This window comes from Mariniradius saccharolyticus AK6, from assembly GCF_000330725.2.
GTDB classification, from domain to species: domain Bacteria; phylum Bacteroidota; class Bacteroidia; order Cytophagales; family Cyclobacteriaceae; genus Mariniradius; species Mariniradius saccharolyticus.
Window position 1 is genome coordinate 287,488 of sequence record NZ_AMZY02000006.1, and the last position, 15,915, is coordinate 303,402.

17 protein-coding genes are annotated in these 15,915 nt (G+C 48.4%); 11 read left to right on the forward strand and 6 right to left on the reverse strand.

Features of this window, described 5'->3' with window-relative positions; all coding sequences use genetic code 11:
- Positions 1-19: 19 nt before the first annotated feature.
- The 3 genes from C943_RS05385 (at position 20) to C943_RS05395 (ending at position 4,593) form a co-directional block, all read left to right on the forward strand.
- Positions 20-2,593 (forward strand): DUF7133 domain-containing protein, encoded by a 2,574-nt coding sequence (locus tag C943_RS05385; protein WP_245545512.1) that lies wholly within the window; start codon positions 20-22, stop codon positions 2,591-2,593.
- On the forward strand, positions 2,590-3,687 hold the full coding sequence (locus C943_RS05390) for a sugar phosphate isomerase/epimerase family protein (RefSeq protein WP_008625080.1): 1,098 nt from the start codon (positions 2,590-2,592) through the stop codon (positions 3,685-3,687). Before C943_RS05385 ends, C943_RS05390 begins: the two co-directional genes overlap by 4 nt.
- A gap of 117 nt (positions 3,688-3,804) precedes the next feature.
- Entirely contained in the window at positions 3,805-4,593 is a 789-nt protein-coding gene (locus C943_RS05395) for an SDR family NAD(P)-dependent oxidoreductase (RefSeq protein ID WP_008625081.1), read from the forward strand.
- A gap of 59 nt (positions 4,594-4,652) precedes the next feature.
- Here C943_RS05395 and C943_RS05400 read toward each other — a convergent pair whose 3' ends face one another.
- On the reverse strand, positions 4,653-5,390 hold the full coding sequence (locus C943_RS05400) for a CBS domain-containing protein (protein WP_008625082.1): 738 nt from the start codon (positions 5,388-5,390) through the stop codon (positions 4,653-4,655).
- A gap of 86 nt (positions 5,391-5,476) precedes the next feature.
- Between C943_RS05400 and C943_RS05405 the strand changes: the two genes are divergently transcribed.
- Both C943_RS05405 and C943_RS05410 read left to right on the forward strand, forming a co-directional pair.
- Positions 5,477-6,025 carry a hypothetical protein gene (locus C943_RS05405; RefSeq protein ID WP_008625083.1) on the forward strand — a complete coding sequence of 183 codons (549 nt, stop codon included), beginning with the start codon at positions 5,477-5,479 and terminating at the stop codon, positions 6,023-6,025.
- A gap of 154 nt (positions 6,026-6,179) precedes the next feature.
- Complete coding sequence (locus C943_RS05410; RefSeq protein ID WP_008625084.1) at positions 6,180-7,289, forward strand: Fic family protein; 1,110 nt, start codon at positions 6,180-6,182, stop codon at positions 7,287-7,289.
- Positions 7,290-7,309: 20 nt separating this feature from the next.
- Here C943_RS05410 and C943_RS05415 read toward each other — a convergent pair whose 3' ends face one another.
- From C943_RS05415 to tpiA, 3 genes are all read right to left on the reverse strand, one after another.
- Positions 7,310-7,495 carry a hypothetical protein gene (locus tag C943_RS05415; protein ID WP_008625085.1) on the reverse strand — a complete coding sequence of 62 codons (186 nt, stop codon included), beginning with the start codon at positions 7,493-7,495 and terminating at the stop codon, positions 7,310-7,312.
- A complete protein-coding gene (gene prmA, locus C943_RS05420; protein WP_008625087.1) occupies positions 7,492-8,322 on the reverse strand; it encodes a 50S ribosomal protein L11 methyltransferase in 831 nt (276 codons plus the stop codon). The genes C943_RS05415 and prmA overlap by 4 nt, the downstream gene beginning before the upstream one ends.
- Before the next feature lie 101 nt (positions 8,323-8,423).
- Positions 8,424-9,185: a triose-phosphate isomerase gene (gene tpiA, locus C943_RS05425; protein ID WP_008625088.1), complete on the reverse strand. Its 762-nt coding sequence runs from the start codon at positions 9,183-9,185 to the stop codon at positions 8,424-8,426.
- A gap of 74 nt (positions 9,186-9,259) precedes the next feature.
- On the opposite strand from tpiA, the gene C943_RS05430 reads away from it, so the two are divergent.
- Both C943_RS05430 and C943_RS05435 read left to right on the forward strand, forming a co-directional pair.
- Complete coding sequence (locus C943_RS05430) at positions 9,260-9,766, forward strand: regulatory protein RecX (RefSeq protein ID WP_008625089.1); 507 nt, start codon at positions 9,260-9,262, stop codon at positions 9,764-9,766.
- Positions 9,767-9,818: 52 nt separating this feature from the next.
- Entirely contained in the window at positions 9,819-10,322 is a 504-nt protein-coding gene (locus C943_RS05435; RefSeq protein ID WP_008625090.1) for a hypothetical protein, read from the forward strand.
- An 80-nt stretch (positions 10,323-10,402) separates the two neighbouring features.
- Here C943_RS05435 and C943_RS05440 read toward each other — a convergent pair whose 3' ends face one another.
- Positions 10,403-11,239 carry a hypothetical protein gene (locus C943_RS05440; protein ID WP_008625091.1) on the reverse strand — a complete coding sequence of 279 codons (837 nt, stop codon included), beginning with the start codon at positions 11,237-11,239 and terminating at the stop codon, positions 10,403-10,405.
- 226 nt (positions 11,240-11,465) lie between these two features.
- On the reverse strand, positions 11,466-11,918 hold the full coding sequence (locus C943_RS05445) for a hypothetical protein (protein ID WP_008625092.1): 453 nt from the start codon (positions 11,916-11,918) through the stop codon (positions 11,466-11,468).
- Positions 11,919-12,057: 139 nt separating this feature from the next.
- Between C943_RS05445 and C943_RS05450 the strand changes: the two genes are divergently transcribed.
- From C943_RS05450 to purE, 4 genes are all read left to right on the forward strand, one after another.
- Positions 12,058-13,821 carry a MutS-related protein gene (locus tag C943_RS05450; protein ID WP_008625097.1) on the forward strand — a complete coding sequence of 588 codons (1,764 nt, stop codon included), beginning with the start codon at positions 12,058-12,060 and terminating at the stop codon, positions 13,819-13,821.
- A gap of 68 nt (positions 13,822-13,889) precedes the next feature.
- Positions 13,890-14,042: a lmo0937 family membrane protein gene (locus tag C943_RS21965; RefSeq protein ID WP_008625099.1), complete on the forward strand. Its 153-nt coding sequence runs from the start codon at positions 13,890-13,892 to the stop codon at positions 14,040-14,042.
- A gap of 119 nt (positions 14,043-14,161) precedes the next feature.
- The gene (locus C943_RS05455; RefSeq protein WP_040479192.1) at positions 14,162-15,304 is read left to right on the forward strand and encodes a 5-(carboxyamino)imidazole ribonucleotide synthase; all 1,143 of its coding nucleotides are present in this window, start codon (positions 14,162-14,164) and stop codon (positions 15,302-15,304) included.
- Between the two features lies 1 nt (position 15,305).
- A complete protein-coding gene (gene purE, locus C943_RS05460) occupies positions 15,306-15,812 on the forward strand; it encodes a 5-(carboxyamino)imidazole ribonucleotide mutase (RefSeq protein WP_008625103.1) in 507 nt (168 codons plus the stop codon).
- The last annotated feature ends 103 nt before the right edge of the window (positions 15,813-15,915 follow it).

Below are 15,915 nucleotides of genomic sequence, written 5' to 3' on the forward strand. Positions count from 1 at the left end.
GGATTTTCCCTCGATCTGTATGCGACTCGTTCACGACAATAAACCCATGTACCGCGTAGCGTTTGCATTTATCTGCTTCATAGGATTGGTTGCCTGCAGACAGGAACTGCCTGATTTTTCCAAGGAATTGGTTTCCGTTCCCTTGTCGCCAGAAGATCAGCTGAGGACTTTCCAGTTGGAAAAAGGATTTGAAATCGAGCTTGTCGCCTCCGAACCGATGGTGCAGGATCCGATCCTGATCACTTTTGATGGGCACAACCGCTTGTGGGTCGTCGAGATGCGGGGATACATGAGTAATCTGGAAGGAACTGAAGAGAAATCACCGATTGGGAGAATTTCCGTATTGGAAGACCTAGATGGTGATGGGCTGATGGACAAGAGCACGATCTATCTTGACAGCCTTGTGATGCCGCGGGCCATCGGATTGTTCAAAAACGGTGCACTCATCGCTGAAAATAATGCGCTCTGGATCAGCTATGACAGCGACGGGGACCTGAAGGCCGATTCGAAGGAACTGCTGGATTCCACCTATGCCGCCAATGGTGTCCCCGAGCATTCCGACAACGGTTTTGTGAGAAACGTCGACAACTGGTACTACAGCGCCAAGTCGCGTCTGCGGTACCGTTTCCAAAATGGGACCTGGCTGCGGGACAGCACCGAGTTTCGCGGGCAGTGGGGTATTTCCCAGGATGACCAGGGCAGGCTGATTTACAATTACAACTGGTCCCAACTCCACGGGGATTTGGTTCCAGCAAACTTCCTGTACCGAAATGCCAACCACAAACCCAATTCGGGTATAGACCATGGCCTGACGATCGATAGGCGAATTTATCCCATTCGGCCCAACTTGGCTGTTAACCGCGGCTACATTCCCGGAACGCTGGATTCTGCCGGGAGATTGCTGGAATTTACATCCGCCTGCTCGCCCGTCGTGTACAGAAGCACCCTTTTCCCGGAGGAATACCGGGGAAACATCTTTGTGATGGAAAATGCCGGCAACCTCGTCAAGCGAAACGTGGTGACGCAAAAGGGATGGCTCTTGGAAGCCCATGACCCCAATCCAGGCGAGGAGTTTTTATCCTCCTATGATGAGCGCTTTCGTCCGGTGCATGGTACTGTCGGACCGGATGGGGCATTGTACATTGTGGACATGTACCACGGTATCGTGCAGCACGGGTCTTACATGACTCCCTATCTGAAGGAACAAACCCAAAGCCGCCAACTCGACCAATATGTCCACATGGGTCGTATCTGGCGCGTTGTCCCTAAAAGAACCAAAACAAGGGAAATCCCGAAACTGGCCGAAATGAGTCCAAACCAATTGCTTGAAATGCTTTCGCACCCCGATGGCTGGCAGCGGGATATGGCCCAACGGCTCTTGGTCGAAAGCGGAGACCAAAACCTGGTACCGCGACTGCGTGAATTGGCAACCAACGGAAGCGCCGCCTTGGGAAGATTCCACGCCCTCTGGACACTCGAAGGCCTGGGAGCGATCGATGAAGCAACTCTCAGGTCAAGTTTGAATGATAACGATCCTTTGGTCGTGCAGACCGCCCTTCGGCTTTCCGAAGCCATAGCCTCAAACAATCCTGAATGGAAGTCCGAATTGGGTGGGACAATGAAAAAGATGTTTCCGGCTGCAGCGGATGTTGTTGCCCTGCAACTCGCTTTGACTGCTGGTGTACTGGATTTTGACTTGAAATCAGAAATACTGGCGGGCCTTTTTGACCGCTTTGGGCATCAACCGCTTATGCAGGACGCGATTTTGAGCAGTTTGGAAGGGCAGGAATTTTCATTTTTGGCTTACCTGTTTTCTCAGGAATCATGGATGGAAAGCCTGCCCCACAAGGAGATTTTTGTCGAGATGCTCACTACTGCGACGATCAAAAACCGCAATCCATTGGAAATTAAGGGGCTTCTGGCATTGGCCGACAAATCACCGATCACCTGGAGGGAAATGTCCATGCTACAGGCGATGGCAGTCCAGGCAGGTGACCCAAACAATCTGGCTTTGGTGGAATTGCCGCAACGGCCCGACTTTTTCAAAAGGAAAGACATCGAGCTTGAGCCCGAAAAGATAGAGATGGTCAAGAGCCTCTACGAATGGCCCGGCTACAAGGCAACCCCAAATATTACTTCCGGGCAGCATTTGGATGAAAATGGGAGGAAATTATTTGCCCAAGGGCGGCAGAAATACCTGACAGCTTGCGCAGGTTGCCATGGCTCCAACGGTAAAGGCGTGGCAAGGATGGGACCGCCATTGGCCGCATCCGAATGGGTGGTGGGAGACGAAAAACGGCTCGCATTGATCATCCTCCATGGCATCGAAGGCCCTATCGAAGTGGCAGGAAAAAAATATGATGCGCCCGAAATCCTACCCGTGATGCCAGCACATTCCACGATGGATGATGCTTCGATTGCAGCCATTTTGACCTATATCCGCAACGAGTGGGGCAACCAAGCCGGCGCGATCACTGGACGTGTCGTGTCCTCGACAAGGCATACCTCCCAAGGGCGCGTGTATCCCTGGTCAGCCGCCGAACTCAACAAACATATCGAAAGCCTCAGCGAATCCAAACCTTCAAACCCATGAAAAACCAAACCCATGTCGAAACGCATGATCCTGAGCGGAGGAAGTTTCTGAAGACTGTTGGTGCAGCTTCCTTGGCTTTTGCAATGCCATTGCCGATGATCGCCAAGGAACTTGGTGTGGAGAAAATGGGCATTGTCGTCCACTCCTACGGCATCAGGTGGAACTCAAAAACGGCAAGCGCCGACTATCCGGGTTTCAAGGATGCATTTGATCTGTTGCGTCACTGCCATCAAATCGGAGCGGGGGGAATTCAAGTGGGCGTGAATAATTGGGCCGAGGATCTCAGCAAAAGGATGCGGGAGTATGCGGAAAAAAACAATCTATTCCTGGAGGCGAGTATCTCCCTACCCAAGTCCAAAGAGGATGTGGCGCGGTTTGAAAAGGATATCCTTGCAGCAAAGGAAGCTGGAATGCAGGTGATGCGCACAGTCTGCCTTAGTGGCAGGAGGTATGAGACCTTCAAAACGATGGAGGACTGGAATCATTTCAGGCAAAATTCCCTGACTTCACTCCAGTTGGCCGTGCCGATTGTCGAAAAGAACAAGGTTCTGTTGGCAGTCGAAAACCACAAAGATTGGCATGCTGCAGAGTTGGTTGACATCCTGAAGGGCCTGGGAAGCCATGCGGTGGGTGCTTGTTTGGATTTCGGCAACAACCTGGCGCTTTTGGAGGACCCCAACGAGGTCATCCGCACTTTGGCGCCGTACTCCTTTTCCACGCATGTCAAAGATATGGGCGTACAGGAATACGAAAATGGCTTCCTGCTTTCGGAGGTTCCTTTGGGTCAAGGCATCGTGGATTTGCAGGCGGCGGTTGCACTTTGCAAAAAACACAAGGCCAACATTTCCTTTTGCCTGGAAATGATTACAAGGGATCCTTTGAGAATCAATTGCCTGCAAACGGGATATTTTGCAACTTTCGACAAGCTGCCTGCCAAACAATTGGCTGCGGTTTTGGAAATGGTCCGCAAACAAAGCTTCAAAGGAAAGCTCCCCGCCACCTCGGGTCTCGATCCCGAGCAGCAACTGGCATTTGAAGAACAAAATATCCTTGATTCCTTGGCCTATAGCCAAAAGCAACTGGGTCTAGGCTAAATATTGCACTTCATCAAAATGTTCCAATCTGTCCGAAATTCTTGTCTCTTGTTTCTTTCCGCTCGTTTCTCGTCTCTCGCCTCTCAAATCTCACGTTTCAAATCTCAAACCTAACCCATGTCCTCCCTCACCTCCCTCCCCGGCATCAAACTCTTTGACCTCAGCGGCAAGTCTGCCATCATCACCGGTGGTTCCAAAGGCCTCGGTCTCGCCATGGCAGCAGGCCTGGCTTCCGCGGGTGCCAATGTCATGCTCGTCAGTCGCAAAGCCAATGAAGGGGATGCGGTGGCGCAGGAAATCTCAAGAGCCTATCGGGTCAAAGCCATTACCTTCGCCGCCGATGTGAGGAATCAGGCCGATATGGAAGCCATGGCCAAAATGGCCCATGAGGAATTTGGCCGAATCGACATCCTCATCAACAGTGCCGGCATCAACATCCGGGGCCCTATCGATGAGCTTACGGAATCGGATTTCCAACAAGTAATGGACGTCAATGTTACGGGAACTTGGCTGGCCTCCAAGGCCGTCACACCCTATATGAAAGAAAGTAAAAAAGGGGCCATCATCAACCTCGCAAGTACCTTGGGCTTGGTCGGATTGGCCAACCGTACGCCTTATGCTTCCTCCAAAGGGGCGGTGGTCCAAATGACCCGAGCCTTGGCTTTGGAACTTGCACCTTGGAACATCACGGTCAACGCCATTTGTCCGGGGCCGTTTTTGACCGAAATGAACCTTCCGATCGCCGATACCGAAGAGGGAAAAAAGTTCGTCGTGGGCGCTACGGCTTTGGGACGTTGGGGCGAACTCCAAGAGATACAAGGCGCTGCGATCTTCCTCGCTTCCGATGCCGGCACGTATATGGTAGGATCCATGCTGACGGTGGACGGGGGCTGGACGGCAAGATAGTTGCCGATCGGTGGGTTTTCGAGTGCCCTTAAGTGTATCGAAAGAAAATCAGCGTTTTTTCAACCCTCAAAAACCGGATCCGGGGAATCTATGATTTTTCGGACAAACCCAACCATTTGGTCGATCTCTTCCCAAGAAAAGCCCAAACTGGATTGGGAGTGGGCGAGTGCGTCCCGCAGTTTTCCCAAGTCATTCATCATATCCGTAAATCCTTCCCTACTGAGTGCGGGATCAAACTTCTTGAAGCGCTGTTGCTTGGAGAAGATCGAACCCAAATCGCCAAATTGAAGGCACTGTACCAAGTCGATTTCTTCCTTTCTGGCCTTTTTCCATTCATACAGATCCCGGGCATTGTTGAGCCTGTTGGCCGAAATGCTGCTTTCCCAAGTTTGCAGGTAATTTCGAATCAGGTTTTTCATATGTGTTTCGAGAATGCTGATCACACCAAACAGGCCAATCCGCACGGGTATTTTGTCCAAATCCGTCCTAGTCACGATGTAGGCCAACTGTCCCTCTTCCTCGATAAAATACCGCCGCTTGGCAATCAGCAATCGAAAAGCCTTGATTAGCGGCGTGTCTTGGGGAATGATCTCGTCCGCCTCCACGGGGGAAGGCCCGCTTTCACCGACGTCATATTTCCAATACTGTCCCGACTTCTTAAACACCGCCGTATGAAAATTGCGGCTTTCCATTTCTTCCCTGAAATTGCTTTCGTTAAAAACCAAAAGGTTTTCGGCTATCGGCATCACGTTGATCTGTTCTTCGAAAAGCAAGCGAAGTCTGTCGGCTGCGTTCATGGTTTTTGCGGGATTTGGGAAGCTGAAAATAGAAAAATTAGGAGAGGTATTTATATTGGCAGTGGAATTAAAAATCGCAGGTATTTATGGCAGCAATGGAACTCGGAATCGGAAGTCAAATCAGACACCCCAAATTTGGGAAGGGTGTGGTGGTAGAGGCTGATGCCCAGTATTATAAGATCTATTTCAACTTCACGGCGGAGGTCAAGACCATCGCCCGTGATTTCCCGCATTTTGAATTGATCGAGAAAAAGGAAGCCGAACCGGTATCCATTTCGCTATCCGATATCGAAAAGGCCGTGGAAAACGCGCTCAAGAAAATGCCTTCCAACGATCCTTTGCCCCGGGTCAGTATGGCGCAAAAATGGCTCAAAGGCACCGTCACGCTCAATCCCTACAATCCCGAGATGAGCAACAAGGAAATTCCGATTGAAACCTTTTTCCACAAAATCATCATGATCCGGGAAAGACTGCGCGTCCTCGAGCAAAACATCAACAACCACGAGAAGCTTGACGACCAGGACCGCATCCAACTCCAGCAATACATCACCCGGGCCTATGGTTCCCTCACGACCTTCAACGTCCTCTTCGCCGACAAAGACGATTACTTCAAAGGGGCCGGGAAGGAGGATTGAGGAAATGGTTCAGAAAAATAGAATGTCTACACACTTTTCTTGGTGTAGTATTTCCATCCAGTTTCCGATCAAAAAGGCCGAAGGTTTTATCGAATATTAGATTTATAACTCATTTTTTGCCTATTTTTGAGTTATATTTTTATAATTATACCTCATGCGTTGGAATTGGGAATCCAAAAATTGGCCGAATTTCGAATACGACCTTGCTGAACTGGACGGGTTGGAGGAAGAATTTTTGAAGAAGTCCGGGCATTTGTTGGGCGCATATACACACATTGCCCAAGGAGACAAAGAGCATTTGATCGTGGATATTATTTCGGAAGAAGCCCTAAAGACATCCCTGATAGAAGGGGAATACCTGAATCGGGAAAGCATCCAATCTTCAATCAAGAAGCAATTTGGACTCCAAACCGAACTCAGGAAAATCAGCCCCGCGGAATACGGTATTGCGGAAATGATGGTAGACCTGTACCAGCGTTTTGATACGCCACTTTCACACGAAATGATATTCACCTGGCACAAGATGCTCTGCAACGGTAGACGGGACTTGCTCGATATCGGAAGATACCGAAGCAGCGCAGAGCCCATGCAAGTGGTATCGGGGGCAATTGGGAAAACAAAGGTCCATTTTGAGGCACCACCTTCGGCGGTAATTTCCAAGGAAATGGACAGGTTTGTAGAGTGGTTTGAAGTGACCCGAACACTTGGTCCGAATCGGCTTAAACCACTGCAGCGGGCGGGAATAGCCCACCTGTATTTTGTCTGTATTCATCCGCTAGAAGATGGCAATGGGAGAATAGGGCGGGCAATAGCTGAGAAAGCACTCGCTGAGGGCCTGGGCCATCCTTCATTGATTGCGCTGTCGTATACGATCGAAAAGCACAAGAAGGATTATTATGCGGCTTTGGAAAGGAACAACAGGCATTTGGAAATCACTGATTGGCTCCAGTATTTCTCCAAAACTATCATCGAGGCACAGCAGAATTCGATCAAAATCGTTGGGTTCGTGGTCCAAAAGGCAAAATTGTTTGGCAAACTCAATGGACTTTTAAACGAGCGCCAAGAAGAGCTCCTCAACAGAATGTTCAGGGAAGGAATTGAGGGATTCAAGGGTGGTCTGAGTGTGAAAAATTACATTGCGATTACCTCCGCTTCCAGGGCAACCGCCACGAGGGATTTGCAGGATTTGGTGGCAATGGGTGCATTGTTGAGGTCAGGAGAGCTCAAGGGCACGCGGTATTTTTTGAATTTGGAGGGGTTCTGATCCTTGTAGCGGAGAGAAGGTTATTTCCGTGCTTTGTACTTTCCCCAAAAATATCCCGGAAAAATCAGTGCCTTGAGTTTCCAGTCATTTTTCTCTTTGAGGCCAAGGGAAGTATCGGCGTGCACAGCGCGGTACATTTTGGAGGCCAACAGGGTATGTCCGATCAGGAGGACAAAGGCAATGGCATACAATATCAGTTCTGTCATACCTTTTCCATGACCAAGGCTGCCCATTGGTCTTTGGTTTCGATCGCTTTTTCCACAAACCCAACAGCCAAGGCACGCTCAGCAATATCTTCGACATCATGCTCGTAAAATCCACTGAGCAGCAGGAATCCGCCTTCTTTTACCAAATGTGAATAGACTTCCATCTCGTCCAACAGCACGTTTTTGTTGATATTGGCGAGTACGATATCAAATAGCCCCTGTGGGTTTACCTCGCGGACGGTTCCTTTTCCCATACGGACAGCGGACATGCCGTTGAGGTCAAAATTCTCGTTGCCGTTTTCGACGCACCATTCATCGATGTCAAAGGCCTCAATCGAAGCAGCCCCCAGCTTGTGCGCCATGATGGCCAAAATCCCCGTCCCCGAACCGATATCCAGCACCCGCTTTCCCCGGTGATCGATCCCCAGCTGATGCGACAGCATCAAAAACGTGGTGGCATGATGACCAGTACCAAAGGACATCTTGGGGTTGATTTGGATCTCGTAGGGGAATTCGGTTCTTGGGTTGTGGAAGGAGGCACGCACGTAAACTTGATCACCCACGGTAATGGGGTCGTAGTGCTTTTCCCACTCCTCGTTCCAGTTGACCTTGTCCATTTTGCTCTCCACGACGGACAAATCCGCCACATCGGCATATTGGGCAATCACTTGTGTGTAGTTATTGCGGTCAAAACTATCCTCCGGAATGTAGGCGTCAAATCCCTCATCCGTCTCCAGAAAAGAATCAAAGCCGACCTCAGCGAGCTCGGCTATGAGTATTTCCCTGTAGTGTTCGTCACAGGATATTTTGAATTCCAGGTATTGCATCTAACGCTTTTTCGGTGTAGAAACTTTTCCAAAGTTTGACTAATGGCAAAGTAGTCAACAAGTTTTAAAACCCAACTTTGGAAAAGTTGATTGGTCTGAAATCAAAACGATTTCACGATCTCGACAAAATCACGGGATTTGAGCGAAGCGCCGCCTATCAATCCTCCGTCGACATCAGGCTTGGAAAAAAGCTCTTTGGCATTGCCAGGATTGGCGCTACCGCCATAGAGGATGGAGATATTGTCCGCAATCGCTTGCCCGTACTTGGAGGCCAAGTGGCTTCTCAGGGCGGCGTGCATTTCCTGTGCTTGGTCGGAGCTTGCTGTTTTTCCGGTTCCAATCGCCCAAATCGGTTCGTAAGCAATAACGATTTTGGATAGTTCTTCCGGGCTAAATCCGAAAAGGCTCTCGGTAAGTTGTTGCTTCACGTATGCCTCATGGGTGCCGGCTTCGCGGATTTCCAAAGGCTCGCCGCAGCAGAATATCGGCGTCAGGCCGTTGGCCAAGGCTTGTTTGGTTTTCTCTGTCAAGAGTTGGTTGGATTCCTTGAAATATTCCCTGCGCTCGCTATGGCCCAGGATGACAAACTGCGCGCCAAAGGATGCCAGCATTCCGGCAGAAATCTCTCCCGTGAAAGCACCCGAGGCTTTATCGGAGCAGTTTTGTGAACCCAAAAACAAGTTGGGCGTATCGCCAATCAGTTTTTTTACGGTATAGAGATGTACAAAGGGAGGGTTGAGTACGACGGTGACATCGGAGACATTTTCGTCCTTGAGCATGTTGACGATCTCGGAGGTCAATTTTTGGCCTTCCTCGAGATTAAGGTTCATTTTCCAGTTGCCAGCTACGATTTTCTTCCGCATGGTTTAAGGTGGTTTGAGTGGATGGATTTGAAAAAAATAACCAATACAGTTACTTTGAGCCAAAAGTACATAAAATGTCCTTTCCCCGAAAAGAATATCCAAAGGCCGAAGGCAAAAAGCCCTGGAGCTTGGCTGAGGCCAAGACGAAGTTGGCTGCCTACTGCGCGTACCAAGAGCGCTGCCAAGAGGAGGTCAGGACCAAGTTGGCGGAAAGGAAGATTTTTGGAGAGGATGCCGAAAACCTCATCGTGCTGATGATTGAGGAGGGATTTCTGAATGAAGAGCGATTTGCCAAAGCCTATGCACGCGGCAAGTTCAATCTGAACCATTGGGGAAGAAACAAGATCCAGCAGGAGCTGAAATGGCGAAAAATCAGTGCCTATTGCATCAAGCAGGCCATGAAAGAAATCGACGGGGAAGAATATTGGCAGACCATTGTGAAATTGGCTGCACGCAAATCAAAAGCGGTGAAGGAAAAATCCGATTTGGCACTGCGTTACAAAACATCCGCTTACTTGATTTCCCGAGGATTCGAACCCGACCTTGTGGAGGAAGCGCTGAACGAAGTCATTCCAAAATAAATTTTCATAAAATCATGGTATTCTGCTAATTTGCGGCAGATTTCACCAAAGAATGATCCAGAAACTTTTCCCCTTGGACAAAAACTATATCCTACGACAAGCACAAAGCTTGCTCGAGGAGCGCATGTTGGAGATGATGGTTTTTGAACTGAAGCGATCCTACACCCAATTGTACAATCCGTTGATGCTCATGGATGAGGTTTTTGGGAAAATCCTGGATACCTATGACTATCCAACGGATCGATTGAGGGTGATTTACAGGCAGCTTTGCGGCATTTATCGCTACCAGCATAAAAACAACCAACTTGAGCTGCTTTTTGACGGTCGAACCCACTTGGAAAAATTCCAGGATGATTGGGTTACCCAATTTTCCGCATGGCTTCGGGAACTCGGCCAGCATGAGCAATATGTGAAAACGATGCTTCGGATGACCATCCTCTATGACACAGATTCTCGCGCCGAATGGGCCGAAAACCATTGCAAGTTTTTTGTCAACCAATACTTCGACCTCAAAATCATCAAGCGAAAAGGCGAACTGAGGCTGAAGTCCGCCTAACAAGTTCGATATATTATATACCAAACAAAAAACCCTCTCCAATTTGATTTGGAGAGGGTTTTTTGTTTTTACTGCTATTTTCAGTCCAGGTTGATGTTGAGCGTCTTGCCATCTTTGGTCACAGTCGCTTTCTTATCGCAGTCTCCATTTCCGAAATCCAGCGTGTAACTCAGTTCTCCACCCACAGTCAAGACAACCATTCCTAGAGACGGTGTCCAGTTGCCTTTGTCAGTGCAAGACTGGAAGTATGTCAATGGCTTCTCGATAATGGAAATAAATCCAACACCCAGCCTCGTTTTGCCCCCAGCACCACCGGAAACTTCTACTTTGAAGCCGCGTTCATCATTTGGCAAATAGAGTTTTTTCTCAAACTCACCCTCTAGCGTGGCGAACGTACCATCAGGCCAAGTTACTTTTCCGGCCGCGATCAAGGTCTCAAAGAGAAAATATTTTCCTTCGGCATTGAAACCCCTGTTGATGATTTTCCTTCGGCCCTCGATTTTCAGGCCGTTGACCTCATACCCATCAAAAGTTATGAGAACTTCAGTCCCGGACTCCAGCGACAGCGCTGAAAAATAGATCATGATTTTGCCCTTGCGGTTCACACCTTTGGGGCTTGTACATCCCTCGCCAAAGTTGATAACGATCGCCCTGTTGTTGGGATAGAAGTCCACTTTGGTGGTGTTGCAGAGGTCATTTCTCAAGTCAAGTTGGGAACGGAAACTGAATCCGTTGCTTTGCATCGCGGATAGCGTGAGCATGTCCGCATCCTCGTAAGCTGCTTCGACTTCGGCGTTTTCCTGTAGGACGGCTGCGTCCTCCATGGGAAGTTGGTCTTCTGTTTCGGTACAGGAAAAGGCAAAAAGTGCTCCCAGTACCCACACAGAAAGTCTTGAAATTGGGTGATAAGCTTTCATGTGGATTAAGTTTTAGTACTGAAAGTAAAGCAAAAAATTCTTAACTATAGTGCGTCCGAGGAGGATTTTTTTGAAGTTTTTTTCCCCTTATTGCCTGAATTTGAGGCACATCCAATATTTTGGGTAAGAGATACATTTTCGGGTATACCACCGAATCCCTCCGAAAAATCCCAAGTTTCGGCAAGCGGAGGTGAGGGCTGTTTCTTTCTTGCCTTTTTCATAAAAATTAATTGGCTACGATCACTGCTTCTTCCAAAATGAAGTTCATCTCCTCGACATCCTCACTGTTGAGTTTGAGCTTTCCCTTGATGGTAATGATTTCGTCGGTCTTGATCCTGCGCGAAGGTTTGGTCTTGAGCTTTCCCACAACGATCGTCTCAGGGCCCGCACCACCGCAAAAGAAGCACTCCGCCATGGGAAACTTTGATAGCACCGCGTAATTGGACGTGGCAATGTCCAATGGAATGTAAAAACCCGACACACTGACGATCTTACCCTCCATCGCCTTCAACTCATCGGGGAAACTCGGATACAAAAAGTACATATTGAAGTCACGGTTGAGCTTTTCAACGAAACGGGTTTTGGCAAACATTCCCCACAGATCGGGCTCCTTTTGGATGGCGGCTACCGACCAAAACGAGAAAAGGAAGAGAATGATGACGACGGTGCGTTTTGACATGGATCGTGCTGGATTATCAAGGTAGACAACGAAGGGAGGGGGCGTTTCGGTTCAAAGTTATGCTGGATTGACAGTTAATGCAACATTATTGCAAAAAATGTACTAGGAAGTCATCCCTATGTTTGCATAATTTTAAGTCGTGAAAAAAGAACTCTCGCAGGTTGACATCATTCTTGAACTTTCCAAATCAAAGAAGAAGAAGCACCTCTTAAGTGTCGTTAGGATTGTCCTTTTCCTCGGGATGCTGGCAACGTTTATCGTCGGCGCTACCGACAAAAGCTGGGTTTTGATTGTTTTTGCTGGGTTGATGGTCCTTTTCTTTCGCATTGTATTGACTTTTATCCGGCTTCAGGACCGGATTGCTTTCATGGAGCAACTGTTGAGAATCGAAGAAGAAAGCGAAAAGCGAAAAACAAGAACCTTAGGTGACTTTGACGGAGGCACGGAGTTTCTGGACAAAGCACATCCCTTCGCCAATGACCTGGATCTTTTTGGTCAGCATTCCTTATTTCAACTGCTCAACCATACCGTCAGTCGGGATGGCGCCCAGCTTCTGGCAGACTGGATGAAGCGCGAAATGGATGCAGAGACGGCCTTGTCCCGTCAGTCTGCCATCCATGAACTCGCCGCAAATCGGGATTTTATAAGAAGTTTTGAGGCCATAGGTCGGGCCTTTCTGAAGGATGAAAAATCCAAGAAACCCTTTTTCCAATGGCTTTCCGAACGGGAAAATTGGCCAAAATGGTATTTCATCCCCACATTCATCGGACCGATTGGAGGCGTGTTGCTTTTGGCCATGGGCGTGTCGGAAATGATTTCCCCTGCTTTGCTGGGAATATGGATCATCCTGGGTATCGGATTTATGTCCTCGATTTTCATGAAGATGAACAAAATATCAGCGTCCATGCCGCTGCTTAGCGACCTTAAGACCTACAAAAAATGGGTGGAACAATTGGAAAACACTGGTTTTAGAGATAGCTACCTGAATAGCCTGCAGCAGTCTTTTCTGACACAACATTTGAAAGGCTCGCAAATTTTGAGGGAGTTGGAACAGAAGACGTTCCTCCTTCAAAATCGATTCAACCTAATGTACCTTATCGCAAATGCCTTTTTTTGGCTCGATTTCCTGATTTACTTCCGGGCGATTCGGTGGAAAAAGAACCATGGCTACCTGATGTCGGACTGGGAGGAAAAACTAAAGGAATGGCAAGTGTTGGTTTCCTTGGCGTCATTCGCCTTTGAAGAGCGTTTGGACGTTTTGCCGACATGGAACAAGAGTACCGAAATCTTGGCCATTGACCTGAAGCATCCGCTGATTTTGCCCAATACCGCGATCGGTAATGACTTTCACTTGGGAAAAGAGCAAAAAACCGTGCTATTGACCGGTTCAAATATGTCCGGGAAGACCACTTTCATGCGGACCTTGGGCATCAATATGGTTTTGGCCAATTTGGGCTTGGGAATCTTCGGGAAGAAATTCGAAATCGGTGCCTTCGGCCTTTTCACCAGTATGCGCAATACCGACAATCTCGGGGAGAGCGTCAGTTCGTTCTATGCAGAGCTTGGGAGAATCAAAAAACTCTTGGATATGGCTGCCGATGGACGACCGATATTCTACTTGTTGGATGAAATATTAAAAGGAACCAATACAATTGACCGTATCATGGGAAGCGAAGCCCTCATACGTCAATTGGCGGCTAGTCCCTGCAAAGGCATCATTTCCACCCACGATATTGAGCTGTCGCAATTGGAGGACAAACTTCCCTATGTGATCAACAGGAGCTTTCACAGCCAGATTTTTGAAGACAAAATCCTTTTTGACTACACACTGAAAGAAGGACCTTGTCCCAGTTTCAATGCCCATAAACTGATGGAGCTGATGGGAATCAAATTCACAGAATAGCCTCTTTGGCACGGTACTTGGTTAATTAGACAATTGAAAATCAGATGTTTAACTAAACCAACTATTTTATGAGCTCTCTATTGTATCTAATTGCAGTGGTTTTGGTGATCGGGTGGGTCTTCGGATTCTTTGTATACAGCTTGGGTGGTCTGATCCATATCCTATTGGTGTTGGCCGTAGTAGCGGTGCTGCTAAGGCTCATCGGAGGAAGGCCCGTGTGATTCAAATGTTTCAAAAACGATAAGCTGAAGCGTTCCAAAAGAGGGCTTCAGGCTTTTATATGGCTTTTGTTTTTCGCAGGGGAATTTTTGGTGTAATTTTGACCCAATACCTTTTCATTGTGAAAAAAAGCTATCAGCACAAAACCCTTGGAATCTTGGGTGGCGGCCAACTCGGTCGCATGGTCATCCAATCTGCCATCAATTACAACTTGGACATCCATATCTTGGATCCAGATCCTTCTGCGCCCTGCAAGGATATCGCGCAAAAATTCTCCGTAGGAAGCCTCAGGGACTTTGACACCGTTTACAAATTTGGGCAAGCCTGCGATGTGATTACCATTGAAATTGAAAATGTCAATACTGACGCTTTACAGCGCTTGGCCGACGAAGGAAAGGAAGTTTTTCCCCAGCCTGCAATTATCAAACTGATTCAAGACAAGCGCCTGCAAAAGCAATTCTACAAAGAAAAAGGCATCCCCACGGCCGATTTTGTACTTACGGAAAATAAGGAAGAAGTCCGTCTCCATGCTGATTTCCTTCCGGCAGTCAACAAACTTGGGCGGGAAGGGTATGATGGGCGTGGGGTTCAGATTTTGCGGAATGAAAGCGACCTCGATTTGGCTTTTGATGCACCGGGCTTGTTGGAAAAGTTGGTGGATTTTGAGCAGGAAATCGCTGTCATCGTAGCCAAAAACCAAAGTGGTGAAATCAGAACGTTTCCGGCTGTCGAATGTGCTTTCCACCCCACAGCGAACCTGGTAGAATTCTTGTTTTCCCCTGCCACCATCACTGCATCTATTGAAAAGCGTGCCCAAGAGATCGCTGTGGAAGTCATAAATGCCATGGGCATGGTCGGGATTTTAGCTGTCGAAATGTTTGTGACCAAGGATGGCCAAGTCTTGGTCAATGAAATCGCACCCCGTCCCCACAACAGCGGGCATCATACGATCGAGGCCAATTTCACATCCCAATTTGAGCAGCACCTACGGTCCGTGCTCAACATGCCTTTGGGCAACACGGAAGGCCGCTGCCCCGCAGCAATGGTCAATCTTTTGGGTGAGGAGGGATATACCGGTGATGCCTATGTGGAAGGATTGGACGAAGCCATCGCCCAAAAAGGAGTCTATGTGCACCTTTATGGAAAGAAGACTACCAAGCCGTTCAGAAAAATGGGCCACGTCACCATCTTGGACGAGTCCATCGAGATATTGAAGCGACGGGCCTTGGCCATCAAAAATCTGATCAAAATCAAAACATTGTAACATGGAAATACAAGTAGGAATCATCATGGGAAGCAAGTCAGACCTTCCTGTAATGTCTGAAGCAGCCCTCGTTTTGGAAGAGCTGGGCGTAGGATATGAACTAACTGTCGTATCGGCCCACAGGACTCCGGAGCGGATGGTTGAGTATGCCAAAACCGCAAAAGAAAGAGGCCTGAAAGTCATCATTGCCGGTGCTGGAGGTGCTGCCCACCTTCCGGGAATGGTTGCTTCCCTGACAACCTTGCCGGTCATCGGTGTCCCCGTGAAATCTTCCAACTCCATCGACGGCTGGGACAGTGTCCTTTCGATTCTACAAATGCCGGCTGGCATTCCCGTGGCCACAGTGGCGCTCAACGGCGCCAAGAACGCCGGAATCCTCGCCGCGTCGATTGTCGGGGCCTTTCAGAAAGACGTTGCGGAAAAGCTGGATGCCTTCAAGAATGAGCTAAAAGAAAAGGTGGAACATGCAGCCAAAGAAATCGAAACAAAGGGCTGGAAACATACGTAGAAATATCAGGCTTATAAGTTAAAGTTTACTAGAGTTTGATGAAAAGAGCGGGTTTTCGTAAGCCCGCTTTTTTTGGCAATGTACTGAAAAATAGTTGGTGACA